Source organism: Aeromonas sp. SE22 (genome assembly GCF_038739755.1).
GTDB lineage: Bacteria > Pseudomonadota > Gammaproteobacteria > Enterobacterales > Aeromonadaceae > Aeromonas > Aeromonas jandaei.
The window spans coordinates 249,088-275,026 of the sequence record NZ_JBCGFD010000003.1 but is presented as its reverse complement, the minus strand read 5'-3'; the positions used below and the strand labels follow the sequence as shown (position 1 = coordinate 275,026).

20 protein-coding genes, 1 tRNA gene and 1 riboswitch are annotated in these 25,939 nt (G+C 59.7%); of the genes, 8 read left to right on the top strand and 13 right to left on the bottom strand.

What is annotated here, in order from left to right; genetic code table 11:
* Nucleotides 1–38: 38 nt before the first annotated feature.
* The 3 genes from AAHA39_RS08215 to AAHA39_RS08205 all read right to left on the bottom strand — a co-directional run bounded on the left by AAHA39_RS08215 (nucleotide 39) and on the right by AAHA39_RS08205 (nucleotide 6,120).
* Nucleotides 39–3,875 (bottom strand): DEAD/DEAH box helicase, encoded by a 3,837-nt coding sequence (locus AAHA39_RS08215; RefSeq protein ID WP_320656235.1) that lies wholly within the window; start codon nucleotides 3,873–3,875, stop codon nucleotides 39–41.
* Between the two features lie 434 nt (nucleotides 3,876–4,309).
* Nucleotides 4,310–5,395, bottom strand: coding sequence for an ATP-binding protein (locus AAHA39_RS08210; RefSeq protein WP_320656236.1), 1,086 nt, complete (start codon nucleotides 5,393–5,395; stop codon nucleotides 4,310–4,312).
* On the bottom strand, nucleotides 5,392–6,120 hold the full coding sequence (locus tag AAHA39_RS08205; RefSeq protein WP_199427257.1) for a response regulator: 729 nt from the start codon (nucleotides 6,118–6,120) through the stop codon (nucleotides 5,392–5,394). Before AAHA39_RS08205 ends, AAHA39_RS08210 begins: the two co-directional genes overlap by 4 nt.
* 157 nt (nucleotides 6,121–6,277) lie before the next feature.
* Between AAHA39_RS08205 and AAHA39_RS08200 the strand changes: the two genes are divergently transcribed.
* Nucleotides 6,278–7,435, top strand: coding sequence for an efflux RND transporter periplasmic adaptor subunit (locus AAHA39_RS08200; RefSeq protein ID WP_320656237.1), 1,158 nt, complete (start codon nucleotides 6,278–6,280; stop codon nucleotides 7,433–7,435).
* A 15-nt stretch (nucleotides 7,436–7,450) separates the two neighbouring features.
* Nucleotides 7,451–10,585: a multidrug efflux RND transporter permease subunit gene (locus tag AAHA39_RS08195; protein WP_320656238.1), complete on the top strand. Its 3,135-nt coding sequence runs from the start codon at nucleotides 7,451–7,453 to the stop codon at nucleotides 10,583–10,585.
* Between the two features lie 86 nt (nucleotides 10,586–10,671).
* Here the strand turns inward: AAHA39_RS08195 and AAHA39_RS08190 are convergent.
* Nucleotides 10,672–10,761 (bottom strand) — tRNA-Ser (locus tag AAHA39_RS08190).
* Nucleotides 10,762–11,143: 382 nt separating this feature from the next.
* Between AAHA39_RS08190 and AAHA39_RS08185 the strand changes: the two genes are divergently transcribed.
* Both AAHA39_RS08185 and AAHA39_RS08180 read left to right on the top strand, forming a co-directional pair.
* Complete coding sequence (locus tag AAHA39_RS08185) at nucleotides 11,144–12,055, top strand: L,D-transpeptidase family protein (protein WP_320656239.1); 912 nt, start codon at nucleotides 11,144–11,146, stop codon at nucleotides 12,053–12,055.
* A 24-nt stretch (nucleotides 12,056–12,079) separates the two neighbouring features.
* Entirely contained in the window at nucleotides 12,080–13,066 is a 987-nt protein-coding gene (locus AAHA39_RS08180) for a DUF481 domain-containing protein (protein ID WP_320656240.1), read from the top strand.
* Nucleotides 13,067–13,131: 65 nt separating this feature from the next.
* Here the strand turns inward: AAHA39_RS08180 and AAHA39_RS08175 are convergent, their stop codons facing one another.
* From AAHA39_RS08175 to AAHA39_RS08160, 4 genes are all read right to left on the bottom strand, one after another.
* Nucleotides 13,132–14,547, bottom strand: coding sequence for an SLC13 family permease (locus AAHA39_RS08175; RefSeq protein ID WP_320656241.1), 1,416 nt, complete (start codon nucleotides 14,545–14,547; stop codon nucleotides 13,132–13,134).
* A gap of 224 nt (nucleotides 14,548–14,771) precedes the next feature.
* The gene (locus tag AAHA39_RS08170) at nucleotides 14,772–15,497 is read right to left on the bottom strand and encodes a MaoC family dehydratase (protein WP_320656242.1); all 726 of its coding nucleotides are present in this window, start codon (nucleotides 15,495–15,497) and stop codon (nucleotides 14,772–14,774) included.
* Nucleotides 15,498–15,740: 243 nt separating this feature from the next.
* Nucleotides 15,741–16,685, bottom strand: a complete 945-nt coding sequence (rlmF, locus tag AAHA39_RS08165; protein ID WP_320656243.1) for a 23S rRNA (adenine(1618)-N(6))-methyltransferase RlmF — start codon at nucleotides 16,683–16,685, stop codon at nucleotides 15,741–15,743.
* A 150-nt stretch (nucleotides 16,686–16,835) separates the two neighbouring features.
* Complete coding sequence (locus tag AAHA39_RS08160) at nucleotides 16,836–17,324, bottom strand: C40 family peptidase (RefSeq protein WP_033114246.1); 489 nt, start codon at nucleotides 17,322–17,324, stop codon at nucleotides 16,836–16,838.
* Between the two features lie 275 nt (nucleotides 17,325–17,599).
* Between AAHA39_RS08160 and AAHA39_RS08155 the strand changes: the two genes are divergently transcribed.
* Together AAHA39_RS08155 and AAHA39_RS08150 are read left to right on the top strand one after the other, a co-directional pair.
* Complete coding sequence (locus AAHA39_RS08155; protein WP_320656244.1) at nucleotides 17,600–18,319, top strand: 4'-phosphopantetheinyl transferase family protein; 720 nt, start codon at nucleotides 17,600–17,602, stop codon at nucleotides 18,317–18,319.
* Nucleotides 18,319–19,167, top strand: a complete 849-nt coding sequence (locus tag AAHA39_RS08150) for a tetratricopeptide repeat protein (protein ID WP_320656245.1) — start codon at nucleotides 18,319–18,321, stop codon at nucleotides 19,165–19,167. Before AAHA39_RS08155 ends, AAHA39_RS08150 begins: the two co-directional genes overlap by 1 nt.
* A 133-nt stretch (nucleotides 19,168–19,300) precedes the next feature.
* Here AAHA39_RS08150 and AAHA39_RS08145 read toward each other — a convergent pair whose 3' ends face one another.
* A complete protein-coding gene (locus AAHA39_RS08145; protein WP_033115038.1) occupies nucleotides 19,301–19,543 on the bottom strand; it encodes an Lpp/OprI family alanine-zipper lipoprotein in 243 nt (80 codons plus the stop codon).
* Nucleotides 19,544–19,768: 225 nt separating this feature from the next.
* On the bottom strand, nucleotides 19,769–20,422 hold the full coding sequence (gene ribB / locus AAHA39_RS08140; protein WP_043852165.1) for a 3,4-dihydroxy-2-butanone-4-phosphate synthase: 654 nt from the start codon (nucleotides 20,420–20,422) through the stop codon (nucleotides 19,769–19,771).
* A 106-nt stretch (nucleotides 20,423–20,528) separates the two neighbouring features.
* A riboswitch (FMN riboswitch) is annotated at nucleotides 20,529–20,684 on the bottom strand.
* 229 nt (nucleotides 20,685–20,913) lie between these two features.
* Between ribB and purU the strand changes: the two genes are divergently transcribed.
* Nucleotides 20,914–21,750 carry a formyltetrahydrofolate deformylase gene (purU, locus tag AAHA39_RS08135; RefSeq protein WP_041208675.1) on the top strand — a complete coding sequence of 279 codons (837 nt, stop codon included), beginning with the start codon at nucleotides 20,914–20,916 and terminating at the stop codon, nucleotides 21,748–21,750.
* A gap of 67 nt (nucleotides 21,751–21,817) precedes the next feature.
* Here the strand turns inward: purU and AAHA39_RS08130 are convergent, their stop codons facing one another.
* Together AAHA39_RS08130 and cls are read right to left on the bottom strand one after the other, a co-directional pair.
* Nucleotides 21,818–23,080: a DUF945 family protein gene (locus AAHA39_RS08130; protein ID WP_320656246.1), complete on the bottom strand. Its 1,263-nt coding sequence runs from the start codon at nucleotides 23,078–23,080 to the stop codon at nucleotides 21,818–21,820.
* Between the two features lie 103 nt (nucleotides 23,081–23,183).
* Nucleotides 23,184–24,665, bottom strand: coding sequence for a cardiolipin synthase (cls, locus tag AAHA39_RS08125; RefSeq protein ID WP_041208679.1), 1,482 nt, complete (start codon nucleotides 24,663–24,665; stop codon nucleotides 23,184–23,186).
* A gap of 95 nt (nucleotides 24,666–24,760) precedes the next feature.
* Here cls and AAHA39_RS08120 point away from each other — a divergent pair, with 95 nt between their 5' ends.
* Entirely contained in the window at nucleotides 24,761–25,303 is a 543-nt protein-coding gene (locus tag AAHA39_RS08120) for a DUF1439 domain-containing protein (RefSeq protein WP_198505962.1), read from the top strand.
* A gap of 9 nt (nucleotides 25,304–25,312) precedes the next feature.
* Here AAHA39_RS08120 and AAHA39_RS08115 read toward each other — a convergent pair whose 3' ends face one another.
* Complete coding sequence (locus tag AAHA39_RS08115; protein ID WP_042058211.1) at nucleotides 25,313–25,753, bottom strand: GNAT family N-acetyltransferase; 441 nt, start codon at nucleotides 25,751–25,753, stop codon at nucleotides 25,313–25,315.
* Between the last annotated feature and the right edge of the window lie 186 nt (nucleotides 25,754–25,939).

Sequence of the window (25,939 nt, the reverse complement as noted above, 5' to 3'; positions counted from 1 at the left end):
TTCATATGGCATGGCCATGTCGCTGGTGCTACAGCGGATCAGCTCATCAGCAGGGCCCGCAGGCTCTCCACATCCAGCCCGCGCACTTCCGACTGGCCGCTCAGCAGACCATCGGCCAGCGCCCGCTTCTCGTCGTGCAGGGCGACAATCTTCTCCTCCACCGTCTGCTCGCACACCAGCCGATAGACGGTCACCGGCTGGGTCTGGCCCATCCGGTGGGCCCGATCGCTCGCCTGATCTTCCACCGCCGGGTTCCACCAGGGATCGAGGTGCAGCACGGTATCGGCCTGGGTGAGGTTGAGACCGGTGCCCCCCGCCTTGAGGCTGATGAGAAACAGAGGTACCGCCTCGTGGCGAAAACGCAGGATGGAGTCCTGCCGCGCCTTGGCCGAACAGCCGCCATCCAGATAGCAGTAGTCCCATGACTTCTGCTCGATGCGGGCACGCAGCAGGCTCAGCAGATCGACAAACTGGCTGAACACCAGCACCCGATGACCGCCATCGATCGCCTCCTCCAGCAGCGCCATCGCCTCATCCAGCTTGCTGCTGGTCTGCGACCACTCGGGCATCACCAGCTCCGGCGAACAGCAGAGCCGGCGCAGTCGGGTTAACCCGCTCAACACGTGCATCAGGGCCCGGCCATCGGCACTTTGCACCTGCTGCACCACCTCGCGCCGGGTCGCCTCGTAGAGCTGACGCTCCTCGGGGGAGAGGCTGATGTGGTGGATGATCTCGGTCTTGTCCGGCAGCTCGGTCAACACCTCCTGCTTGAGGCGGCGCAGGATAAAAGGGCTGATCACCGCCCGCAGCAAGGCCATGTGCTGGGGATCCTTGACCGCCTTGCCAAAGCGGCGCTTGAACTCGCCGAGACTGCCGAGCAGCCCCGGGTTGATAAAGGTGAAGAGACTCCACAGCTCGCCCAGATGGTTCTCGATGGGGGTGCCAGAGAGGGCGAGGCGAAAATCGCCATCGAGCTGGAACAGCAGCTTGGCACGCTGGGTACCGGCATTTTTGATCTGCTGCGCCTCATCGAGCACCATGGAGGACCAGCGGCGCGCCTTGAGCGCCTCCGCCAGACTGCCGAGCATGCCGTAGTTGATGAGGATCACCTGCCCCGCTTTGGCATCGCGAATAATGCGCTCGCGCTCGGCGGGATTGTCAAAGATCACCACCTCCAGCTCGGGGGCGAAACGGGCGACCTCCTCCTGCCAGTTAGTGACCACCGACTTGGGCACCACCACCAGCGCCGGCCCCAGATGCTGGCGCATCCGCAGCACGATCAAGGCCTGCAGCGTCTTGCCAAGCCCCATGTCATCGGCCAGACAGGCGCCAAAGCCGTGATGGGCCAGGGTCGCCATCCAGCGCACCCCCTCCTTCTGGTAATCCCGCAGCGCGGTGAGCAGCTCGGGCGGACAGGCCACCTCCTGCTGCCACTCCTGCTGCAGGGATTGCCACGCCGCGTCCCCCTCGGTGGTGATAACCGAGAGCAGACGGGTGAGCGGATAAGCCAACTTGTGGTTGATCCGCTGCTCGTCGTCGAGCATGGCCCCCAGCATGGAGAGCCGCTCCACCAGCTTGTCACTCAGCATCAGGCTGGTCTTTTCGTCGAGCTGGACGGTGCGCTGGCCCGGGGTCAGCTGGCGCAGGATCAGGCGCAAGTCGAGGATCTGGTGTTCATCAAGGGCGAGCGCCCCCTCTACCTGAAACCAGTCCTGACGCCGTTCGATACGCAGGCTCAGGGCCGCCTCATCGAGACTCTTGAGGCGCGCACTGTCCTGATGCCAGTGAATGACCACGCCGGCATCCACCAGCTCGGGCAGGGCATTGACCAGCGCCAGTGCCTGCTCTCCTTCGAGGCGCCACTCGCTGCCGGGCAGATCGATGGGAAGCTGATTGCGCAGCAGTTGGGCCTGCCCCTTCTCGGCGGCAAGATCGCGCTGCCAGTAGTGGTTGCCCTTGATCCCCTGACGGATGATGGTCTCCCCCTTGCCCAGAGGCTGGGGAGGCAGCTCGTCAAAACGGGTCACCAGCTTGACCGCCAGCTGGCCATCCTGCCAATCGAGCTGCACCGAAGGAATGCCCGGCCAGGGGGCCAGTTCGGCATTGCCGTGCAATCCCTCAACCTGGCTGTGCCAGGGCAGATCGGCGATCCCGTCAAGGGTGCGCTGTAACTCGCTCATCCCCTCGGCGGGCAGCAGCGGGATGGATTCGAGCGCCGGCAAGCGGTCGAGCAGCGGCTGCGGGGTGAGGATGAGCTGCCACAGATCCTGCGCCAGCGGCATGATGTGAGCGCCGCGCGCGGCTGCAGCGGGGATCAGCAGGGCGCTCATCCCCTCTTCGGTCGCCACAATTTGCAGCAGCGGCGCCGTGATGGCGAGCTGCAGCTTCTGCCCCTTGGCGTTGAACAGGCGCGGATGGTCGGCGAGTGGCACCCAGACATCCCGGGGCAAGCGTCCCATCACCCGCGGCAGGGTGCGTACCACCGCCCAATCGTGCTCATCGAGCAGGGCCGCATACTGGGTGGAGAGCAGGGTGGGATCGACCCGGCGGCCTGCCGTCCACTCCCCCTTGGTGCTGAGCTTCTGGATCTTGCACTCCAGCTCGGGGCCATCGGCATGAAGCAGCCACACCAGCCGCTCCTGCGGCTTGCGAACGCCACTGGCGCGGCCCAGCCCCTGCAGCCAGTTGAGCCAGCTGGCAGAGGCGGCCCCCTTCTCCTCGCCGGACTCTTCATCTTCCGCGTCGTCATCGGCATCGCTGCTGCGCAGCTGGCCAAGTGGCGCCCCTGTGGCCGCCTCGCCCAGCAACAGGCGCAGCAGATCCTGACAAAACGCCATCAACCGGTGATGGGGTTCGGCATCGAGCAGGTGGGAGAGATCCCACTTATGCAGCATGGCCACCTGCGCGCTCTGGGCGCCGTGACGGGCCAGCGCGCAGAGATCGAGCCAGAGGTAGCCCCAGTGCAGCTCCTCTACCGGCAGTTGCAGGGTATCGAACAGCCCGACCGCCTGACCGTGCCGCTCCCCGGCCCACTGACTGAGCAAGTCGGCCAGCAGCGGAAACTGCCCGCCGAGGCTGCGCTGCCACTTCTTGCGCTGCTCGCTTGCGATAACGGGGTCAGCCTGTTGCAGCCAGCCCAGCCAGAGCAGGGCACTGAAGGCTCGGGGCCACTGCCCCTCATGCCCCTCGGCCTGCCACTGGCCAAGGGCCGTGAGCAGCCGCTCACCCAGCGGGCCGCTCTCTCCTTGCGAGGCAACCGCCTGCAGGGCAGGCCACAAGAGGCTGGAGTCGGAGCTCTCGCCATCACCGCAGAGCCAGCGCCACTCCGCCTCGAATGCCCGCCCTTGCACCTGTACCTCGGGGGCACAGCGGGTCAGTGCACTCGCCAATGGCCAGCGCTCTTCATATGGGGCATCGAGCAGCAGTTGCAGCGAGAAGTGCTCCAGCAGCAGTTGCTGCCAGGCGGGGCTGGAACCGGCCAGCAGCTGATGGGCATCGGGGGTATCGAGCAGGGTGAGCAGATCGCCGGGAGAAAAGAAGGCCGGGATCTCGCCCGCCTTGCCCCGGCACAGTTCGCGCACCACTCCGTGAACCAGATCCTGACCGGTCACCGAGGAGACCCGGCTCCAGTCTGGAGCGGCGCACACACCGGCCCGCACGCCCAGGATCAGCGCCAGCGTCCCCTCGGCAGTCAGGCTCCATTGCTGCTCCCCACGCAATCTGACAAGGCCGGCGTCATGGAGCCGGGTCAGGTGGCTGGCGAGCTCATGGCCCGCCTCCAGCGTCTCTTGTAACAGACGGGTACTGGCGACACGCTGCAGTTGCAAGGTACTGAGCAGGAGATAACTATCCGAAGAGAGGGTGGAGGCAGACATCAAAACTCACGGGCAGATGCAAAAGCGGAATTTTAACGGTAAAGCGCCGGCCACTCGACCCTTTACAGTGAAATAACTCAAAAAAAAACGGCCATCCGTGATGACCGTCGAAAGTAACGAAGGAAATAGCCGGATTTACCAGTTATCTCCCACAGCGGGAAAATCGGGAGCGCTAGCCCCTAATTCGTGGAGCCAATGCTAGAGGTTGGCGCTTCAAAAAGCTTTGAAGCGGATCACAGTTGAAAAGGATTTCTGAAAACGGTTTCAATTTTTGACAGCAAGAAACCATGATTTCGCACCAAATGAGCCATGCACCAACCTCCCTTGTTCCCCCTGCACAAGCGGTGGAAAGTCTGTATGGCACTAGCTTGTCGAATGCCACTGTGTAGGCAGCGGTCAGAAGCATAGCTTCGCCATAACCTGCTACCCGCTGGCTATGTTTCAGGGCAACCGGAAATGGCCGATATGGGCCAGGAGAGCACGAATCGGCTCCCTCCCCGTCCGGTAGATTGGCAAACCGCGCTGCCGCCGTGCGCCTCTGCAATCGCCTTGACCACGGCGAGCCCAAGTCCGCTACCACCGCTCTTGCGCGAGCGTGACGGATCTCCCCGACGAAACGCATCGAAGATACAGGCGGCGATCTCCTCGCTGATGCCTGGCCCCTCATCTTCCACACTCAGAACGCACACACTCTCCGAGCGATGCAGCCGCACGGTCAGCAGGCCCGGCAGCGCGTGCTTCTGGGCATTTTCCAACAGCGCCATCAGGGCCTGACGGATACGAAACAGATCGCAGCAAACATGCAGTTCGCTATCCAGCTCCCGCTGCAACACAAATCCGCTCGCCGCCAGAGGGCTGGCAAATGCCTCAAGCACCACGGCAAGCTCGTCGGCCAACCTGACCTCGGTCCGCTGCAACTCCAGATGGCCGCTGTCGTTGAGGCTCAATACCCGCAAATCCTCGATCAGGTGATTGAGCCCCTCCACCTGACGCAGCAACCCCTCGAAGAGTTCGCTGCTGGGAGGAAATACCCCTTCGGCCAGCCCCTGCAAGCGGCCACGCAAAATGGTCACCGGTGTGCGCAATTCGTGGGCAATGGCGGCATTCCAGAACTCCCGCTCGCGGGTCATGTTCTGCAGCCGCTCGGCCATGGTGTTGAAGTCGCGCACCAGTTGCGCCGTCTCCCCGATCGCCTGCTCATCCTCCGGCACGCGCGCATCGAGCTTGCCCTCGGCTACCTCGCGCAGGCTGGTTGCAACCGAGTTGAGCGGAGTCAGGATGCGGCGAGAGAGGCGAACCGCCACGTACAGCGCCATTCCCAATGAAAGCAGGATGGTAGAGCCGATCCATAACATCTCGACTCTCGAAGGAACCCAGGTCTCGGAGATACTGTTAGGCAAATACGCCGTAGTGACGGCATAGAACACATAGGTACCGATCACCGCAAGGGAGATGATGCCGAGCGCCATCAGCCCCAGGGAGCGGATGATTTGCCTGCGCAGGCCTGGCGCCGATCTCATGCATCGCCCCCGAAGCGATAGCCAACCCCCCAGACACTGGCGGGGACTCCCTGAATGCCGTGTGTCTCCAGTTTTTTGCGCAACTTGCTGATGTGGCTATCCACAGTGCGCTCCTGGGTATCCCCCTCGGGCAGGCAGTGAGTCAGCAGTTCGGCGCGACTGAACACCCGTTTCGGCGCCCGCATCAAAGAGGCGAGCAACTTGAACTCGGTCAGGGTCAGCTCCAGCACCTGCTGCTGGTCATCGCGGAAAATGCTGGCCTCGTGGCTCTCCAGATCGATCTGAAACTGACCGACCCGCAACACGTTCGCCGTGGCTGGCGTTACGGCCCGGGTGCGCCGGAGCACGGCCTGCACTCGCGCCACCACTTCGGCCGGATTGAAGGGTTTGACCACATAGTCATCCGCCCCCATGCGCAGCCCCATCAGCTTGTCGAGATCCTGATCGAGGGCGGTCAACATGATCACCGGCGTATCGCCACGCGCCCGGATCTCGCTGAGCACCTGCCAGCCATCCAGTAGCGGCATCTGCACATCCAGCAGCAGGAGATCGGGTTTGAATGCCTGATGCATGGCCAGCGCTTCACGGCCATCGGCGGCGTGCAGGGAGCGCAAGCCATGACGTTGCAGGTAAGCGGCGAGGATGTCGGCGATCTCGGCTTCATCCTCTGCAATCAGTACCAGTGACTGGCCCGCCGGGCTGGCGGAAGCATTGAGATGGGACATAGTCGGACTCGAAAAAAGGTGGCGTTGAACTTTATCATCGCCTCCATGGATTCTCCACAAAGCCTCGAATCATTCGCAATAGCCCCTCGCCATAATGGCCGCTCGATGCACTCTCCGGTCACATCACACCGGAGAGACGGTTTAACGAGGTGAGTGGATGATGTTTGTCAAACAGCGGTATGCGGGCGCCCTGCTCGCCGTCATTACCGCATTCGGGTTGGCGGGTTGCGACGCTGCGCCGCAAGAGCAGGAGGCACCCGCCCTGCCTCAGGTGTCGGTGCTGACTCTGACTGGTCGGGAGCTGGTCATCAACGAGGATCTGCCCGCCCGGGTGGCGGCACTGCGCAGCGCCGACATTCGCGCCCAGATCAGCGGCATCGTGCAGCGCCGCCTGTTCGAGCAGGGCGCCGAGATCAGCGCAGGCACCGTGCTGTTCCAGATAAACCCGGCCCCCTTCAAGGCCGATGTCGACAGCGCCGCCGCCGCATTGCAAAGGGCCGAGGCGGTGCTGGCCCACGCCCGCATCCAGATTGACCGCCTGAAGCCACTGCTGCGCACCGACGCCATCAGCCGCCAGACCTATGACGACGCGGTCTCCCAACGGGATCAGGCGGCCGCCGATGTGGCCCAGGCCAGGGCGACTCTGGCCCGGCACCAACTGAACCTGCAATTTGCCAGCGTGGAGGCCCCCATCGCCGGACGCATCGATCAGGCGCTGGTGAGTGAAGGGGCCCTGGTGTCGCCCACCGATGCCACCCCCATGGCCAGGATCCAGCAGATTGATCAGGTCTACGTCGATGTGCGCCAACCGGCCTCGGTGCTGGAATCCCTGCGCCAGCAGGCTGGCTCAACGGCACCGGAACTGGCGGTGGAGATCCTCGGTAGCAATGGCACACCGCTGGGAATGCAGGGGCGCATCCTCTTCTCCGGCATAGAGGTCGATGCCGGAACCGGTGACGTACTGCTGCGGGTACTGGTGGACAACCCGGAGCGGCGGCTCTTGCCCGGCCTCTACGTACAGGCGCGCATTCCCCGGGCCCGCTATGCCAACGCCCTGACCGTGCCCCAGCAGGCGGTAGTTCGCACATCGGGTCAGACCAGCGTGTGGGTGGTGGATGGCCAGGGGCAGGCACAGCTGGTTCCGGTCAACACCGCTGAACTGGTGAATAGCCAGTACCGCATCGCGTCCGGGCTCAGTGCCGGGCAACAGGTGGTGATCGAAGGGCTCGACCGTCTGACCCCGGGGATTCAGGTCATTGCCTCCCCCTGGCAACCACCCGCCGTCAGCCAACCGGCTGACGGTGGCATTCGCTGAATCGGAGAGTTATCCATGCCGCAGTTTTTTATCCATCGCCCGGTGTTTGCCTGGGTGATCGCCCTGTTCATCGTGCTGGCAGGGGTCATCGCCATCCCCAAGCTCCCCATCTCCCGCTATCCCTCGGTGGCGCCGGTGTCGGTGACCCTCTATGCCACCTATCCGGGCGCCACGCCGCAGACCCTGAACGATGCGGTGGTGAGCCTTATCGAGCGCGAGCTGTCGGGAGTGAAGAACCTGCTCTACTTCGAGTCGTCGGTGGACGCCTCGGGCAGCGCGCAGATCACCGCCACCTTCAAGCCGGGCACCGATCCGGAGCTGGCCCAGATGGACGTGCAAAACCGCATCAAGGCGGTCGAGCCTCGCTTGCCACAAACGGTGCGGCAAACCGGCCTGCAGGTGGAGTCCGCCACATCCGGCTTTCTGATGATGGTCGGCATGACCTCACCGGATGGCCGCTTCGATGAGGTTGCCCTCAACGACTACATGGCACGCAATATTGTGCAGGAGTTGCGCCGCATCGACGGGGTAGGACGAGTGCAACTGTTTGGCGCCGAGCAGGCCATGCGCATCTGGGTAGATCCGGCCAAACTCGCCGCCTATGGGCTGACCATCAGCGAGGTGGCGCAGGCCATCGAGCAGCAGAACATCCAGATTGCACCGGGGCGCCTCGGTGATGAACCCGCCCTGCCGGGACAGCGCCTGACGGTTCCCCTCACGGTTCAAGGCCAACTGACGACACCCGAGGCATTCGCCGCCATCGTGCTGCGAGCCGGTGGCGATGGCGCCAAGCTGGTGCTGGGTGATGTCGCCCGGGTCGAGCTGGGGGCGCAATCTTACGCCTTTTCCAATCGGGAGAACGGCGTGGCCGCCACCAGCGCCGCCATCCAGCTCTCCCCCGGCGCCAACGCCGTGCGTACCGCAGATGCGGTGCGCACCCGTCTCGCCCAGCTCGCCCCCACGCTGCCGGCGGGCATGGCCTATTCGATCCCGTTTGACTCGGCCCCCTTCGTCAAGGTCTCCATCGAAAAGGTGATCCACACCTTGCAGGAAGCCATGGTGCTGGTGTTTCTGGTGATGTTTCTCTTCCTGCAGAACCTGCGCTACACCCTGATCCCGGCCATCGTCGCCCCCATCGCTCTGCTTGGCACCTTCGCGGTGATGCTGCTGGCCGGTTTTTCGATCAACTCCCTCACCATGTTCGGCATGGTGCTGGCCATCGGCATCATAGTCGACGACGCCATCGTAGTAGTGGAGAATGTCGAGCGCCTGATGGCCACCCGGGGGCTGTCGCCCCGTGAGGCGACCTCGCAGGCCATGAAGGAGATCACCGGAGCGGTGATCGGCATCACCTTGGTGCTCACGGCGGTGTTCCTCCCCATGGCGTTTGGCAGCGGCTCGGTGGGGGTCATCTACCAGCAGTTCACCCTGTCGATGGCGGTGTCGATCCTCATTTCGGCCTTCCTCGCCCTGACCCTGACGCCTGCGCTCTGCGCCACCTTGCTGCGTCCGGTCAGTCCGAGTCATCATGAGAAGCGCGGCTTCTTCGGTGCCTTCAACCGGGGTTTCGAGCGGTTCACGGCAGGCTACGGTGCGCGGGTAACCCGGCTGGTCGGGCGCAGTGGACGGATGATGGCAACCTTTGCCGCCCTCTGCGCAGTGCTGGCCCTCGCTGCCGCCCAGCTGCCCTCCTCTTTCCTGCCGGACGAGGATCAGGGTTACTTCATGACCTCCATCCAGCTGCCAACCGGCGCCACCAGCGAGCGTACTCTTGAGGTGGTCAAGGCCTTCGAGGCTCACGTCGCCTCTCGCGAGACGCTAGACACCAACCTGGTGGTGCAGGGCTTCAGCTTCTCCGGCGCTGGCCCCAATGCCGCCATGGCCTTCACCATGCTCCAAGATTGGGATCAGCGTCATGGCGCCACGGCAGCCGAAGAGGCAGATCTGGCACAAGCAGCCATGGCAAATATTCCTGAAGGCACGGTAATGAGCCTGCTGCCGCCCGCTATCGACGAGCTGGGCACCGCCTCCGGCTTCACCCTGTTCCTGCAAGACAGAGCCAACCGGGGGGACGCCGCGCTGCTGGCCGCTCAGGCCCAACTGCTGGAACTGGCCGCCAACAGCAAGGTGGTCAGTGATGTGTATCCCGACAACCTGCCTCCCGGCGAGAGCATTCACCTCGAGATCAACCGACAGAAGGCCGAAGCCATGGGACTCTCGTTCGCCAGCGTAAGCAGTACCCTGTCGGCCGCGATGGGATCGCTCTACGTCAACGACTTCCCAAACAGCGGGCACATGCAGCAGGTCATTCTGCAGGCAGACGCGTCGGCGCGCATGCAGCTCGATGACGTGCTCGGCCTGCGGGTGCGCAATGCCAGCGGCGGCATGGTGCCCCTGCGGGAGGTGGTGACACCGGAATGGCGCGAATCGCCGCAACAGATGATGCGCTTCGATGGCTTCCCTGCCGTGCGTATTGCCGGGGGGGCAGCGCCCGGCATCTCCAGCGGAGCGGCGATGGCGGAGATGGAGCGTCTGGTGGCGCAATTGCCGCCAGGCTTCGCATTGGCCTGGACGGGACAGTCGTTGCAAGAGCGCCAGTCGGCCGAGCAGGCACCCCTGCTGATGCTGTTGTCCGCGCTGGTGGTCTTCCTGGTGCTGGCGGCACTCTACGAGAGCTGGTCGATCCCGCTCTCGGTGATGCTGGTGGTGCCGCTGGGCCTGCTCGGTGCCGTCGCGGCCGTGATGCTGCGCGGCATGCCCAACGACGTCTTCTTTAAAGTAGGCATGATCACCATCATCGGTCTGTCGGCCAAGAACGCCATCCTCATCGTGGAGTTTGCGCGCCAGTTGCACGGCGAAGGGCGCTCGCTGCTTGATGCTGCTGTCACTGCTGCCCGCCTGCGCCTGCGCCCCATTCTGATGACGTCGCTGGCCTTCACCCTCGGGGTGGTGCCCTTGATGCTCGCCAGTGGCGCCAGCGCGGAGACCCAGCACGCCATCGGCACCGGCGTGTTTGGCGGCATGATCAGCGGCACCCTGCTGGCCATCTTCTTCGTGCCGGTCTTCTTCGTCTTCGTCATCGGCACCCAGGCGCGCATTCAGGCCTGGCGGGCACGGCGAGCATCCAACCGCATTCATCCGGCTCGATGACAACAGATACACAGGCGGCCGGATAGTCCCTCAGCACATCACCAAAAGAAAAAGCCCAACCTGCGAAACAGGTTGGGCTTGGTATGTGGCGGAGAGACAGGGATTCGAACCCTGGGTGGCATTGCTGCCACAATTGATTTCGAGTCAATCCCGTTCGGCCACTCCGGCATCTCTCCGTGGGATGATTTTTTACCCAAGCAAGGGGAATAATGCAATGAAAATTTCTTACTTATCAATCGAGTGAATGCTTTTTAGCCAGCAATCTCTCCCTTACTCTCCATGCAACCCCTGTCGACACCAAACAAGCCAGACAGGATTGTCTGGCCAGATAAAAAGATTCACCCATCTTGTCCTGTTTGCCATTCGAGTCAGTTTTTCGCGGTTTATCAGCCCCTTGTGACAAAATGGGTGACAGTCGCCGCTTTTGGCTGGTTTACTGTCGCCTCAACGCGCTTTTGTCGCAAATAGCCTTGCGCAACAAGGCCAAAAAAGAACAGAGATGACTGTCGGGGCATTAAGTCGCAATCACCTTGCCCCACTCCAACCGATGGAACACCGATGCCAATAAAACCCCTCCTCTTTCTGCTGCTGGCCCTGATGTCTGCACTCCCCGTACAGGCCAGAAGTTATCCACTTCCCGCAGCTGGCAGCCGCCTGATTGGTGAGCTGGAGGATTACTTCATCCAGCAGGATGAGTATCTGGAGCTGGTTGGCAAACATACCCAAATTGGTTTTTTGGCGCTGCTTGAAGCAAATCCCGGTGTTGATCCCTATTTACCCAAGCCGGGCACCCGCTTGACCCTGCCGACCCAGATGCTGCTGCCCGATGTCCCGCGCGAGGGGATCGTCATCAATCTGCCCGAGCTGCGCCTCTACTACTTCCCAAAAGGGAAGCAGGAAGTGATCGTGCTGCCCATCGGGATCGGCGACATCGGTCGCGAGACACCCGAGATGACCACCACCATCATCGAGAAGACACCGGATCCGAGTTGGGTACCGGGCCCCATGGTGCGCAAATCCTGGCTGGAGCAGCAGGGGATCACACTGCCAGCGGTTGTACCACCGGGACCGGACAATCCTCTCGGCAAATTCGCCATGCGCCTTGGTTATGGCAAACGGGACTATCTCATTCACGGTACCAACAAGGATTTTGGTGTAGGCCTGCGGGTGAGCGCGGGCTGTATCCGGCTGCGCCCTGATGATATCGAGTCCCTCTTCAAGATGGTGCCAATCGGTACGCCGGTGCGGGTCATCAATCAACCGGTCAAGGTTGCCATCGAGCCTGACGGCCGTCGCTGGCTGGAAGTGCACTCTCCTCTGTCACGCACGGAAGAGGAGATGGAGCAGGGCGCGCCTCTTGTTCTCACCCCGGAGGTAGAACAATTTATTGCGGCCCCCGAAGTAGAACAGAGTGCAGTCGCTGAGACTCTGGCACTGAAGAATGGCTTGCCCAAGCCCATCAGCGGCTGACACGGCACGGAGTCGCCCCAAACCATGAGATACCTGCTGCTCTTTTTGCTGCTCTCCAGCCGGCCGCTTTGGGCCAAAGACATCCTATGGATGCAAAATGGTGATCGCCTAACCGGTACCATTGAAGAGATCACCGACCAGTCGGTACGGATTGCCCTGCCCTATAGCGGGTCAGTGACCGTCAAACGTGATGCCATAAAACGCTGGCGACTCGAAAAGCAGGAGAAGCCCAAGGCGACAGCCAAGGGCGGCATAAAACTGTTCGAGGATGGGAATGATGAGCGCAATGCCTGGCTCTGGAGCGGCAGCGGCGATCTCAACGTCAAGATCAGGGACAACGACAAGAAGACCAACAACGTCAACGTCAAAGGCACAACTGAAGTGGCTAATCTCGACTGGCGTTACACCCTTTCGGGAGAATATAACTACGAGACCTCCAACAACGTCACCGATAGCCATGACTACAAGGTGACTCCCACCCTCGACTATTTCTTCGATCAACACTGGTTTATTCGCAGCTCGGTCAATGCCGAATATGACATGCTGGCCGACTACTATTTCAAACTCGACTTTGGTTCGGGCCCCGGTTATCGATTCTGGAATGACAAAAAACGGCGACTCGAGCTTATTGCCCAAGGCGGTATGCAGCGAGCCTACTATCGCAACAATGAGCTGTTGAGCATCTTTTATTCAAGCTCACATACCATCAGCTATCCCATCGGGGAGCTACTCTGGGACTACCGCCAACCGCTCTCCTTCTGGCAGCAGCCATTCGAGCTGTTCAGCAAAGGAAGCTATACCAAGTATCTGGCTCAACCCTCCCCCTATATCACTCTCAACCAGGATATATCTGGCAGCATTGGCATGCGTTACTACTTCAACGACCACCTGCGCCTCTCATGGAGCACTGAAGTCGAACGAGAGGAAGGGGAGTTAAACCTGGGCCCGTTCAGCCAATCTCTCAACAAGACCGATTACAAGCACCTCCTCAGTCTGGGTGCCAGTTTCTAGGCCCCAAAAATAAAAAGGAGGAGCCAAATTGGCACCTCTTTTTTATTAGACCAACAGAGTGGCAACTAGATCAGCCCCCAAGCCGCGATTTGATAGATCCACAGCATCGCCAGCATGGTGCCCACCATCCCCATAATGACGCCGATCCGCACCATCTGACGGCTCTCCACCAGACCGGTGGCGTGGGCCAGCGCATTGGGCGGCGTACTGATGGGGAGCGACATGCCCAGCGATACCGAGATGGTCACCGCCAGGATCAGGGTATGGCTGCCGCCCCACTCGGCAAGCTCCGGCATGCTGACCGCCAGTGCAGCCACCAGCGGCAGCAGCAGGTTGGCTGTCGCCGTATTGGACATAAAGTTGGCCATCACCACCGCCAACAGGCAGGCCCCGACCAGTACGGCGAGCGTGGAGTACTCATGGAACGGTATGTGAGTAATGAGACGCTCCGCCAGCCCTGAGTCCTCCAGCGCCAGACCCAGCGCAATCCCGCCCGACACCAGCCAGAGCACATCGAGGGAGATCTTGTGCAGGTCATCCTTGGTGATGATCCCTGTCGTCAGGAAGACGGCGACCGGGATCATGGCGACGACGTAGGAGTTCATGCCGTGCAGATCACCGAGCAGCCAGAGCACTATGGTGGTAATGAAGGTGAGATAGACCACCCAGGCCCGGGGCGTCTGCATGAAACGCCCCTCGATTTTCAGCTCGATCTGTTTGAGCGGGCTCGGGAAGAAACGCCCCAGCAGAAACCAGCCAAGCAGCAGCAAGAGCGCGACGAAGGGCACCGCAAAACCCATCCACTGACCAAACGAGATGGCATGCTCGCCAGTAAGATATTTGAGAGCCACCGCGTTGGGCGGCGTACCTATGGGGGTACCAATTCCGCCCAGATTGGCCGCCAGCGGAATGGCCAGCACAAACCCCACCTTGGCCGGATCCCGCTCCGGGAATACCGCCAGTACCGGTGCCAGAATGGCCAGCATCATGGCCGTGGTAGCGGTATTGCTCATGAACATGGAGAAGGTGGCGGTAATGAGCATCAGCCCCAGCATCACGACTCTGGGGTTGCGACCGAAGGGACGCAGCAGCACCCGCGCCAGATTCACATCCAGATGGTACTTGGTTGCAGCGATGGCCAGAAAAAAGCCACCGAGAAAGAGCATGATGACCGGCGAGGCAAAGGTTGCCATCACCTCGGTCGACTTGAGCAGCGAACCAAACCCGGGCTCGTTCTTGCCTGCCGTCATGAACCAGAGCCCCTTGTCGGAGAGCAGCAGTAGCTCCAGCACGATGATCAGCACAGAGGTGGCGAAGATGGGGATGGGCTCCAGGATCCAGCAGAGCGCCGCCAGCACGAAAATAGCGACCACCCGCTGCTCGACCACAGTAATTCCCTCGAGCGGGATCCAGTGCGTCGGGATCAGCAGGATAAAGAGACTGAACAACAGTGGCAGAATAATCTTGTGATTGATGGGCACTATCGTCTCCAGAATAGGGATTGAGAAGTCGATAGTGGCATAACATGCTGCCGTTTCAGGAAACGGACTTGCCAAAATGAGAGCTGGCTAACCGCATACAACGCGATTTTGTGAGTCATATCAAGCACAAGCAGCGTCTCTGAACGTTCATGCAGCGCCTGACGGCCAAAATGAAAACGGGCTCGCTATTGCGAACCCGTTTGCTCATCGTCAACGAAGAGGGATCAGAAGTAGATGCGAGTCACCGACTCAATCACGCAACCCGGGCGGCGGATCCCTTCGATCTCCACCTTGATCTCCTTGAGCAGCTCAAGTCCGCCTTTGATGGGGGTAACCCGTGCCAGCTTGGTGCGAGCGCGGATGTTGCTCTCCACCTTGATGGGGTACGGGAAACGCACCTGATCCAGCCCGAAGTTCACTACCATGCGAGCAGTCGGAAACTCAGGGGTGGACTCATCCACCGAGCCGGTCAGCTGCGGCAGCAGAGCCAGCGTCAGGAAACCGTGCGCAATGGTGGTCTTGAAGGGCGACTCGGCAGCCGCACGCTCCGGATTGGTATGGATCCACTGATGATCGCCGGTCACCGCGGCAAACTGATCGATCATCTGCTGGCCGATATGGAGCCACTCGCCGACATGGGTCTCTTCGCCGATCTTGCACTGCAGCTCGGCATAGAGCGCAGCGGCTTCGCCTTCCAGCTCAATGGCAGGATCCTGCGCCACAGCAGGCTGACCGTTAGCCACTTGAGCCACGGTGTCGGCATTCTGCTGCTGTGCGTTCTGGGCTTCGCTTTGCAGGTCCAGCACCCGTCCCAGCAGAGGGTGAAGATGTGCCTTTTGCTGAAACTCACGCCAGTAGTCGCGGATAGCCGGAGAGAGCCAATCCTTGAGCTCAAAGGGGTGCTGCGCCAGAATTTCGCGCTTGCGCTTCAGAAAATCGACAACTTTCATGTTCCGATCCCTATGTGATTCAATGCCGGTAAAGAGGTCTAACCAGTCCTATTTTATTAAAGTTACAGCTGAAAGTGCAAAAAAATCTCGGCGTACACCTGTACCAAGGCAGAAGTCACTACTCATATCACATCAAAAAGCATTATCTACCAATGAGGAAATCGATTTCCAACAGGGATCTCGCCCTCACTTCTATCCCAATGGCGATCAAAAAAGGCCCGCAACGGGCCTTGTTCAATCCGCTCAGCGCGGGGCTGACCACCATTCACGCATGCCGGCATCATCGAAGAAGGTCCAGGCCAACACCCGGCTCACCTTGTTGCCCTGCGCCATCTCAAGCACCCGAACCTGACGTGCCCCAACCCAGGTCAATGCCTTTTTGGCGGCTGGCAGATTCTCCTTCTTGGAAACCAGCGAGCTGAACCAGAGGCACTGGCTGGCGAACTCCTTGCTCTGATTGATCATCCTGGCCAGAAACGCCGCCTCGCCCCCGTCGCACCAAAGCTCGGCTTTCTGGCCGCCAAAATTGAGTACCGGCGCCCCCTTCACCTCTTTGCCCAGATTGCGCAGCTTGCGCTCGCTCCCCTTGCTCGCCTCTGCCAGCGATGCGTGGAAGGGAGGATTGCAAAGGGTCAGCGCAAAGCGCTCCTTCGGCCCTATGATGCCGCGAAAGACATCTTCGGCATTGCCCTGCAGGCGACACTCGATCTGGTTGCCAAGTCCGTTGCTTTTGGCCAGCAGAGCCGCCGCTTTCACCGATACCGGATCGATGTCGGAGCCGACAAAACGCCAGCCATATTCACGGCTACCGAGCAGAGGATAGATACAGTTAGCTCCGACCCCGATGTCCAGCACCCTCACCCCTTTGCCGGCAGGTACCTTGCCGGCACTCTCGGCCAGCAGATCGGCAACCCGGTGCAGATAATCGACCCGCCCCGGAATGGGTGGACAAAGATAACCGGCGGGTAGATCCCAGTGAATAATGCCGTAGTGGTGAGCCAGCAACGCCCGGTTCAGAGCCTTGACCGCAGCGGGATCGGCAAAATCGATGGTGAGATTGCCGTAGTCGTTGGTAAAGAGATAAGTGGCCAGCTCCGGAGTCTGCCGGCAGAGCGCCTCAAAATCGTAACCATCGAGATGGCGGTTGCGGGGATGGAGTCCGGATTTGCGGTCATTGCGGGATGTCATGCTGGGCCTGCCGAAGAAAAACGGGCCCACACTATAGTGATTTGGCCTGCGAAAGTCTAAATCGCAGCCATAAAAAACCGGGCTTCAGGAGCCCGGTTCAAGTGAGGTTGGAAAAACAGTCCGTACTGCGAGCCGTTTGTCCAGCCTGACTCAGATATCGATCCGGCGCGCTTGCCAGAACTTGCTGCGCCAGTATTGGCTGTCCAGCTTGGAGCGGGTCACACCGGCTCGGGTCGAGGCGTGGATAAACTCGCCATTCCCGACATAGATGCCGACATGATTGAGACGACGATTGATTTTGAAGAAGACCAGATCACCCTCGACCAGATCCTTCTTGGAAACACGAGTCCCTTCATGGACTTGGGAGCGGGTGTCTCGGGGTAACTCGACACCGACGGCATTGCGGAACACTTCACGGGCAAAGGCGGAACAATCGATACCACGCTGGCTACTGCCACCCATCCGGTACGGAACGCCACGCCACTCTTTATAAACTGTCAGGATTTCATTCACATCAGGTGTTTGCGAAGCTTCCGGTTCAATAACGGGTTCCATCATGGAAACTTCGATCTTGCTCGCGACCTCGGTTTGGGGTGCCGAGGCACAACCCACCATTCCGAGCGCGACCAGCAGTAGCATCAGGTGGCGCAATCCTTTATCCCCGCAAAAATAGAAATCTTGTTAAAATACGGCCCCGAAAGGCAATTAATAAGGCAACAGCACCCGACTATATCCAAGAATTCTATCGAGGCAAGTGAAAATCCCTATCGGGCTCACATTTTTGCAAGGAAATGCACGATTTTTCATAATTAATGTGATCATGGCCAAACAATATACAATCGCAAAAGCGGCCATCCGGCTCAGAGATAAGTGGCATTTATCCCTGCTTCACCACCCTTTTAAAGTGAAAAATTATGATCGCTACCGATCTTTTTTTGTTAAATCCGGCCCTGATTGCTCAGGAGTTGCTCACTACCCTGCCCGAGCTGTTATCGGCCGATGAACACCATATTTGGCAGCAAATGAGCCACAATTCGCGCCGTCAGGAGTATCTGGTCAGCCGGGCCGTGTTGCGCCAGCTTCTGGCACAGAGACTGGCCACTTCGCCATCCGCGTTGCAATTTAGCAACGGGGAACATGGCAAGCCGCAGCTGCAAGATGGGCGCTGGCATTTCAATCTCAGCCACAGTGGATCCTGGCTGGTGCTGGCACTTTGTCAGCAAGGGCCGCTCGGAGTGGATATCGAGCTGGGCAAAAGACGGCACTCTCCCCTGCCCCTTGCCCGGCGGTTTTATGCACAAAGTGAATATGAGTGGCTCTGCGCCCTGCCGGAGAATGAGCAGGAGAGCGCCTTCTACCGGCTCTGGTCACGCAAGGAGGCCGTACTCAAGGCCCACGGTGGTGGCATCGCCGCCGGGCTTGAGAAAGTACGCTTCATCCCTGATGAGGCGTGGCGCCTCGATAACCAGCTCGATGAGCAGCACTATCAGGTTCAGGATTGGCCCTTTGCCAGTGGCTGGCTCAGCCTTGCCGCCGCCACGACTGCGGTCAATGGCTACCGGCTGGATGAGCGCTTGAATTGCCATCCCCTCACCCCCATGTTGTTCCAAACCCTTTCGGAAGAGTCCAACTGATGATCGTCGACATTACTCCCCAGAATTTTCACGCAGAACTGATCGATGCCTCCATGAAGAAGCCGGTCGTCATCTATTTCCATGCGCCGCAGATGCCGGAGTGCCAGGGAATGACGCCGTTGATCGAATCGCTGGTTGGGCCTGCCAACGAACAGGTCACGCTGGCCAAAGTAGACATGAACAATCCCCAGCTGCAACCGCTGGCCAGCCAGCTCGCCCTGCGCGCCCTGCCGGCACTGGTGCTGTTCCATCAGGGACGTCCGGATGAACAGGGGATCATTGAAGGTCCGCAGGATGAAGCGACCCTGCGCCAGTTCTTCGCAGCCTTCGCGCCAAAAGAGGAAGAGGAGCTGTTTGCCAAGGGGCAACAGGCACTGGCCGACGGCCAGCCCGGCGAGGCTTATGCTCATCTGGGCAAAGCTCATCAGATCGCTCCGGAGCGCCACGACATCAGCCTCTGGCTCATTCAGGCCGCGCTCGATCTTAACCTGCTCGATGAAGCACAGGAGCGGCTCGGCAATATTCCGATGGTGGCACAGGATAGCCATTTCCATGCCCTGACCTCACGGCTGGCACTGGCTCTGCAAGCGGCGGACAGCCCTGAGCTGCGTGCGCTGGAGGCTCGCCATGCCGAAAATCCGGATGACTTTGCGCTGGCGCAGGAGCTGGCGGTGCAATACAACCAGGCAGGTCGTCAGGAAGAGGCGCTGGGACTGCTGCTTGCCATCCTCAAGCGGGATCTTGCTTTTGGCGATGCCAGAAAGACCTATCTCGACATTCTGGCAACCATGGGCAGCACACCTGTGGCACAAAATTACCGTCGCAAGCTCTATAGCCTGCTCTATTGATCGAGTCTTGAAGGGATGAAGAAGGGGCGTGCCGGGAGACCGGCATGACCTCTGGGGTCAAAAGGGAATGCGGGGATGGGGAATTTCAGGCAAAAAAAAATGGCGCATAACTGCGCCATTTTTTTCGCATGGCTTACTTCTTGTACTTAGTAGCCATGTTGTCGATGCGCTGGTTAGCACGCATAGCTTCTTGCTTGGCTTCAGCAACATCAGCAGCGATCTTGGACTGATCAGCACGAACAGCGCTAACATCTTGAGCCAGCTGGTCAACTTTGTTAGACAGATTCTGAACGGAAGTTTCCAGTTCGCTAGTGTTTGCGCAACCACCCAGCAGAGCGGACAGACCAACAACACCTACCAACAACAATTTTTTCATTTTTAAAGCTCCCTTGAACTCGCCAGACGTTTAGCAAGCGGCGTGATTATGGCACAAAAAAATCATACTTTGCATAGTCCCCAGCACAGATAAATGCATTAAAACCCTCATTTTTTTTTGAATGAACAGTTTTTGTTCAGATTCGGCTAAAAAATGAGTGCCGCGTGATGAGGACACGGACAAAGACTAACCAAAATTTTCGCTTATTACAATTTCGTATGAGCCTCAGGCTGTTCGTTCTGACAGCAATTGGCGATATTGCACCAAATCTTCGATGGTGATCACGGGCATCCGGTGCTGACGACCGAAAGAAATCAGGTCTGGCAAGCGGGCCATGGAACCATCTTCCCTGGTCAATTCGCACAACACCCCGAACGGTTTCAGTCCGGCAAGCTGCATCAGATCGACCGTCGCTTCGGTGTGGCCACGGCGCACCAGCACGCCTCCAGTGCGGGCACGCAACGGGAAGACATGGCCAGGCCGGTTGAGATCACCCGGTTTGGCCCCATCGGCAATGGCGGCACGAATGGTGGTGATGCGATCAGCCGCCGAGACACCGGTAGTGACCCCCTGCGCCGCTTCGATGGTGACGGTAAACGCGGTCTGATAGTGGCTTGAGTTGGCCTCCACCATCATCGGCAGTTCGAGCTGACGCACCCGCTCATCGGTCAGGCAGAGACAGACGATGCCGGAGCACTCGCGGATCATCAGCGCCATCTGTTCATTGGTCATGGATTCGGCGGCAAAAATGAGGTCGCCCTCGTTCTCCCGATCTTCATCATCGGCCACCAGCACCCCCTGGCCTGACCGCAAGGCAGTCAGAGCCGCTTCGACACGGGCAATTGGATCACCGAATTCACTGAGTAGAGACTGATTCATGGTAAAGCTCCCAAACAAGAAAAGGACCAGAATCAGGGCATGGAAAGGCAGACAGGAATGGCCATGCAGCAGCCAGCCCCCAAGGAGGCAGAGAGTGCTATGTCTGTCTTATCCTCTTTCATCCGGACTATGACCGTCGGCTCCGGCATCTCACCGGATCTGCTGACCCCGCCCCGGCAGACCGGGGTCGGGCGCTCGCGGGCTCCCCGAGTCAGATCGGGATACCGCCGGTGGGGAATTTCACCCCGCCCTGAGAATAAGCGCTGACAGCCTAAAGAAAAGCGCTGGCAGATACCAGCCAAAAACCGGCTCAAGCTGAAAAACCTTTGCCAGTCGGATTCGATGTTCTCCCCTTTTCCCATCGCACTCCTCTTGTGGCTGTAGCGCTCACCGAATTTCTTTCTGGCCACAATTTGTTTGTGGCATAGTGCCAAAAAACGCGCAGCCTGCGCAGAGACAGGCGCCAACACCACAAACGGAAAATGACAGAGATGGAAAAGAAAATACTGCTAACGGATTGCCCGGACGCCAAGGGCCTCATCGCCAAGATCACCAACATCTGCTACAAGCATCAGCTCAACATCATCAAGAACGATGAGTTCGTGGATCACGAGAATGGCCGCTTTTTCATGCGTACCGAGCTGGAGGGGCGTTTCAATGACGAGACCCTGCTGGCCGATCTCGATGATGCCCTGCCCGCTGGCGCCCAGCGCCGTCTGGTAAAGGCTGGCAAAAAGCGCATCGTCATTCTGGTGACCAAGGAGACCCACTGCCTCGGCGACATTCTGATGAAGAACTACGCCGGCGCGCTGGATATGGACATAGTCGCGGTGATCGGCAACTACGACACCCTCGCCGAACTGACCGGCAAGTTCGATATTCCGTTCCACACCGTCAGCCACGATGAGCTGAGCCGTACCGAACACGAAGAGCAGGTACGCGCCATCATCGACGGCTATGCGCCGGACTACGTGATCCTGGCCAAGTACATGCGGGTGCTGACCCCCAGCTTCGTCGAGGCTTATCCGCGCAAGATCATCAACATCCACCACTCTTTTCTGCCCGCCTTTATCGGTGCCCGCCCCTATCGCCAGGCATTCGATCGCGGGGTCAAACTGATCGGCGCCACCGCCCACTTCGTCACCGACGATCTGGATGAGGGCCCCATCGTCGAGCAGGACGTGATCCATGTTGATCACACCTTCAGCGCCGATGACATGGCCAAGGCGGGCCGCGATGTAGAGAAGTCTGTGCTGAGCCGGGCGCTGGAGCTGGTACTGAACGAACGGGTGTTCGTCTACGGCAACAAGACTGTGGTGTTCAAGTAACAACACTCGATAGTCCGAAAACAACAAAGGCTCCCGCGGGAGCCTTTGTTGTTTGTGTGAAAACCGGTCAGAGTGGCAGGTCGTTGACCGTCATCGATCCTTTGTCCAGCTTCAGCTCGGCATTGAGCTTTTGCTGATCGGCCTTCAGATAACCCATGGCGGTCAGCTGCTCCAGCATAGGAGCCAGCTGCGGCACCGCCTTGCCCAGCTTGTCGCTGAGTGAGGCGTGGAGCTGGCCGCTCAGCGCCTGCATTCCCTCTTCGCCGTTGAAGAGCTTGTCCAGCGAGGTAGAGGCAAGTTTTACCTCTCCCTTCATGGCTGCCACTTCGCCATTGAACCTGGCGCTCAGATCCGTCAGCTCCAGAGTCGCGCCGCGCGCCAGCATCTTGTCCAGCGCTTGCTGGATCGCTGTATCCTCCACCCCTTTGCCGCCGGCAGCCTGCAACCCCTGATACCCTTCCAGATCCAGTCCGTTGAGGTGCAGCTCCAGATTACTGTCGGTCACCGCCAGCGAGTCTGTCTCGTTCTCCAGATTGAGCTTGGCCAGCTTCATCCGGTAGCTGCTGGAGAGGGTCTGGGCGTTGTCACCCTTGAGCTGGGTCTCGGTAGTCATGCCCTGCAGGGACACCTTGACGCCGTCAGGTAGTTGCATGGTCAGAGCAGAAAGGCTCATCTCGCTTTGCGGAGAGAGCCAGACCCCGCTGATCTCGGCCAGATCGGCGCTACCCTTCATCTCGGCCAGCACCAGATCCATCTTGCTCTGCTCTTCGTGCACCGTCATTCCCTGCCAGGTCATGGCGACATGGCCAGTCCCCTCCAGATCGCCGTGGAAATCACCGGTGAGCGGCAGGAAGTGGAACTCGTCCAGCCCCTGTTTCACCTTGAACTCGTCAGCCCAGAAACGGCTGCTGTTGCCCCGGGTCCAGAGGCTGCTGACCGACTCTAGGCCAAACTGCCACTGCTCCATGCCGAGCGCAGTGAAGACCGGCGCCAGTGAGCCCTGTTTGGTGTCGAGCAGGAAGTGGCTCTTGATATAGAGCGGCATGATGCGGCTCTTCACGGCAAACTCCAGCTCAAGGGGTTGCCCCCCTTCCAGCTCGCTGTCGAGCGCCGCCAGCTCCTGGGGAGTGACCACCAGCTTCAGAACCCCATCACGGGTAAAGAGGTTGCTGCTGCCGGGTTGCCACTGCAGATCCAGACCGCTCTCGTTTTCGACCTTGGCGATCTGCTCCGCCATGATGCGGTCGAAACTGTTGCCCGTGTACCAGCATGCAGCCAAACCACCACCTACCAGTGCCGCACCCACGGCAAGGGCCACTATTTTTTTCATATATCCATGTCTCTCCAGGAGTTGTCGCTGCACTCTACGGGGCAAGCTCGGCACTAGGCAAGTCCGATCAGAGGCTCCGTCTGTAATCTTCTGTAACCGGCCATTACAACAAGGGACTGAAAAGGTAGAAGATATTCTCCATCACCCTCTTGTACCAGGGGCGAGCCTGCCAGCTGGCAAGCGTCATTGGCGTGGCTTCCGCCATGTAACCCTGCACCAGCTGAGTCATCTGGGCAACGAAGTGCGGGTTGTCTACCAGCAGGGTTACCTCAAAGTTGAGCCAGAGACTGCGCCTGTCTAGATTGACCGTCCCCACCAAGGCAAAATCGTCGTCCACCAGCACGCTCTTGGTGTGGAGCAGGCCGGCATCGTAGCGATAGATCTCCACCCCGGCCGCCAGCAGCTCCTCCATAAAGGCGTTGCAGGCATAGTTGGCCATGATGGAGTCATTGCGAGCCGGCAGCACCAGCTGCACCTGTACTCCGCGCGCGGCCGCCGAGCTGAGAGCGGCTGCCAGCGGATCATCCGGCACGAAATAGGGCGTGGTCAGCACCAGATGACTGCGTGCCTGATAGATGGCAAGCAGCAGGCTTTGCTGGATGCAGTCGCCACCAACGAACGGACCGGACGGAATAAGCTGGGCGCGATAGTTGGTCTGTGGCCACACTTCCGGCTCGTGCTGCAGGCTGTCGAGCAACCGCTCGCCGGTCTCCACTTCCCAGTCCCAGACAAAGATGGACCACATCAGCGGCACTATGGGCCCCTGCACCCGGATCATGATATCAACCCACTGGCCGACCCCGGCATCCTGCTTGAAGAAACGGGGATCCACCATGTTCATTGAGCCGGTGTAACCGACCCTGTCATCAATCACCACCAGTTTGCGGTGCATTCGCAGATCCTGGCGCTGGAAGGGGATGCGCCAGGCACCGACCGGCAGTACCTCCACCAGCTTGACCCCCGCTTTGCGCAGCTTTTTCGGCCAGCCCGAGCGGAAGAAGTGCTTGCTCCCGACCGAATCCAGCAGCAAGCGACAATCCACGCCGCGCTGTGCCACCTCCATCAGCGCTTCGCACACATCGTCGGCATCGCCGCCGGGGTGCCAGATGTAGAACTCCATATAGCAGGAGAGGGTCGATTTGCGGATGTCCTGAGCAATCTCGCGCAATATTTGCTCGGGTCTGCTGAGCAGGGTCATCCGGTTGCCGGAGAGCATCGGCATGGCGAGCCGCCCCTGGATGAGGTCGTGGAGCGGCTGGGCCTTCTCCCCCACCTCGCAGCAGTGCTGGGGGAAGAGACGAGCCAGCTGACGGATCCAGATGGCATAAGGGCGATACATGGCTTGCGCCCGCTCACCGCGGCGCCGCCCCAGCTTGATCTCGCCAAACAGGACGTAGAACCCGACCCCGGCAAAGGGGATGGCATAGATGAGGGCCAGCCAGGCCAGCGATACCCCGATGGGCCGCCGCTTCATCACCACCCGAATTGAAACACCGGTGACGATGACGGTGTGAAACAGCAGCAGTAACCAGCCGAGAAAACGGGAAAACAGCAGGTGGAGATCGTATTCGAGACCGTCGAGCAACGGGAACTCCTTCTAATCGACAAGGGGCGGTGGGCAGATCCCACACGGCAGGAATGGTATGCTGTAGGGCAAATCCATTCTATCAGGTCGCACGCATGATTCTGCAATCTATGCTGCTCAGCCTGGCCATGCTAGGCCAAGGCTCATATGACATCAATGAGCAACAGATAAACCAGTACCTGCAATCCCAGGTTCAAGTCGACAAACAGCTGGAGCTGCCCGGTATCATCAAGGCCCATGTGAAGCTTGAGCAGAGCGATGTACAACTCGGCCGCCAGCGTCCGGATACCGCCCGGGTCTATGGCAAGGGCAAACTCAAGATAGCCCTGCCCGACAACACCGAATATGATGCTCGCCTGCAGATGACCTATGAAGCGAGACCCCGTTACGACAAGAGCCAGAGTGCCCTGTTTCTCGACAACATGAAACTGGTGGAGTACAAGCTGGAGCCGGAGGCGGCGGAGAAGAAGTTTGGTCTGATGCTCGGCATGCTGCTGCAAAGCATGGAAAAAAGGCTGGAGAGCCAGCCCGTCTACAAGCTCAATGACAAGGATCCGCAGCAGGCCTGGCTCAAAGATAATCTGCTGGGGCTGGAGCTGTCACCGGGCAAGATCCATCTGCTTACCAAAGAACGCTGACCCCCACGTTCAATTCGGGAGGGGCTGGGTGGTCTCCCGCACCAGCAGCTCCACCTGATATCCCTGTTGCTGTTGCCGCTCAAAAAGAGAGAAGAGAGAGCCTCGCAATCTGTGCAGTGGCAGATCGGCAAAACCGGCTTTGATGTAGAAGGGTTTCTCGAATGGCAAGGCCTGACACACCACCGGCTTGTCGTCGAGTCCGTCGCAGGCATGCTGCAGCAGGCGGGATCCCAGCCCGAGTGACTGATAGTGAGGCAGCAGACGAAAGCCGCACAGATGGTAGAAATCCTCTTCGTCCCGCACCCTGACCGCCCCGACCAACCAGTGAGCATCGCGCACGACAAAGATCCGCTCGGCCAGATCCGGCACGTAGTGGGAGAAGGTCGTTTCGTAATAGTCCCTGATCAGAGAGAGGTCGGCGTCACAGTACTCTTCAAAGGTGAGTTCCATCGCCAGCGAGCTTGCCACAAACAAATCCTTTTGCAATCAATGAGTAGTGCCATGTGGTTGCTGCTAATCCGACCAGATGACGAGAGCAAGATAGCACGCCTTTCATTAACAAAAAAGTCGATATCCACCAGAGGCCAACGAGAGCATAAGCAGCTCTGTTGCACACCGTGATCCCACTCACCTGCC

Bases quoted from the DNA above. Each gene is read 5' to 3' on its own strand.
- AAHA39_RS08215 (WP_320656235.1), bottom strand. From the start codon at position 3,875: ATGTCTGCCTCCACCCTCTCTTCGGATAGTTATCTCCTGCTCAGTACC.
- AAHA39_RS08210 (WP_320656236.1), bottom strand. From the start codon at position 5,395: ATGAGATCGGCGCCAGGCCTGCGCAGGCAAATCATCCGCTCCCTGGGG.
- AAHA39_RS08205 (WP_199427257.1), bottom strand. From the start codon at position 6,120: ATGTCCCATCTCAATGCTTCCGCCAGCCCGGCGGGCCAGTCACTGGTA.
- AAHA39_RS08200 (WP_320656237.1), top strand. From the start codon at position 6,278: ATGATGTTTGTCAAACAGCGGTATGCGGGCGCCCTGCTCGCCGTCATT.
- AAHA39_RS08195 (WP_320656238.1), top strand. From the start codon at position 7,451: ATGCCGCAGTTTTTTATCCATCGCCCGGTGTTTGCCTGGGTGATCGCC.
- AAHA39_RS08185 (WP_320656239.1), top strand. From the start codon at position 11,144: ATGCCAATAAAACCCCTCCTCTTTCTGCTGCTGGCCCTGATGTCTGCA.
- AAHA39_RS08180 (WP_320656240.1), top strand. From the start codon at position 12,080: ATGAGATACCTGCTGCTCTTTTTGCTGCTCTCCAGCCGGCCGCTTTGG.
- AAHA39_RS08170 (WP_320656242.1), bottom strand. From the start codon at position 15,497: ATGAAAGTTGTCGATTTTCTGAAGCGCAAGCGCGAAATTCTGGCGCAG.
- rlmF (WP_320656243.1), bottom strand. From the start codon at position 16,685: ATGACATCCCGCAATGACCGCAAATCCGGACTCCATCCCCGCAACCGC.
- AAHA39_RS08160 (WP_033114246.1), bottom strand. From the start codon at position 17,324: ATGCTACTGCTGGTCGCGCTCGGAATGGTGGGTTGTGCCTCGGCACCC.
- AAHA39_RS08155 (WP_320656244.1), top strand. From the start codon at position 17,600: ATGATCGCTACCGATCTTTTTTTGTTAAATCCGGCCCTGATTGCTCAG.
- AAHA39_RS08150 (WP_320656245.1), top strand. From the start codon at position 18,319: ATGATCGTCGACATTACTCCCCAGAATTTTCACGCAGAACTGATCGAT.
- AAHA39_RS08145 (WP_033115038.1), bottom strand. From the start codon at position 19,543: ATGAAAAAATTGTTGTTGGTAGGTGTTGTTGGTCTGTCCGCTCTGCTG.
- ribB (WP_043852165.1), bottom strand. From the start codon at position 20,422: ATGAATCAGTCTCTACTCAGTGAATTCGGTGATCCAATTGCCCGTGTC.
- purU (WP_041208675.1), top strand. From the start codon at position 20,914: ATGGAAAAGAAAATACTGCTAACGGATTGCCCGGACGCCAAGGGCCTC.
- AAHA39_RS08130 (WP_320656246.1), bottom strand. From the start codon at position 23,080: ATGAAAAAAATAGTGGCCCTTGCCGTGGGTGCGGCACTGGTAGGTGGT.
- AAHA39_RS08120 (WP_198505962.1), top strand. From the start codon at position 24,761: ATGATTCTGCAATCTATGCTGCTCAGCCTGGCCATGCTAGGCCAAGGC.
- AAHA39_RS08115 (WP_042058211.1), bottom strand. From the start codon at position 25,753: ATGGAACTCACCTTTGAAGAGTACTGTGACGCCGACCTCTCTCTGATC.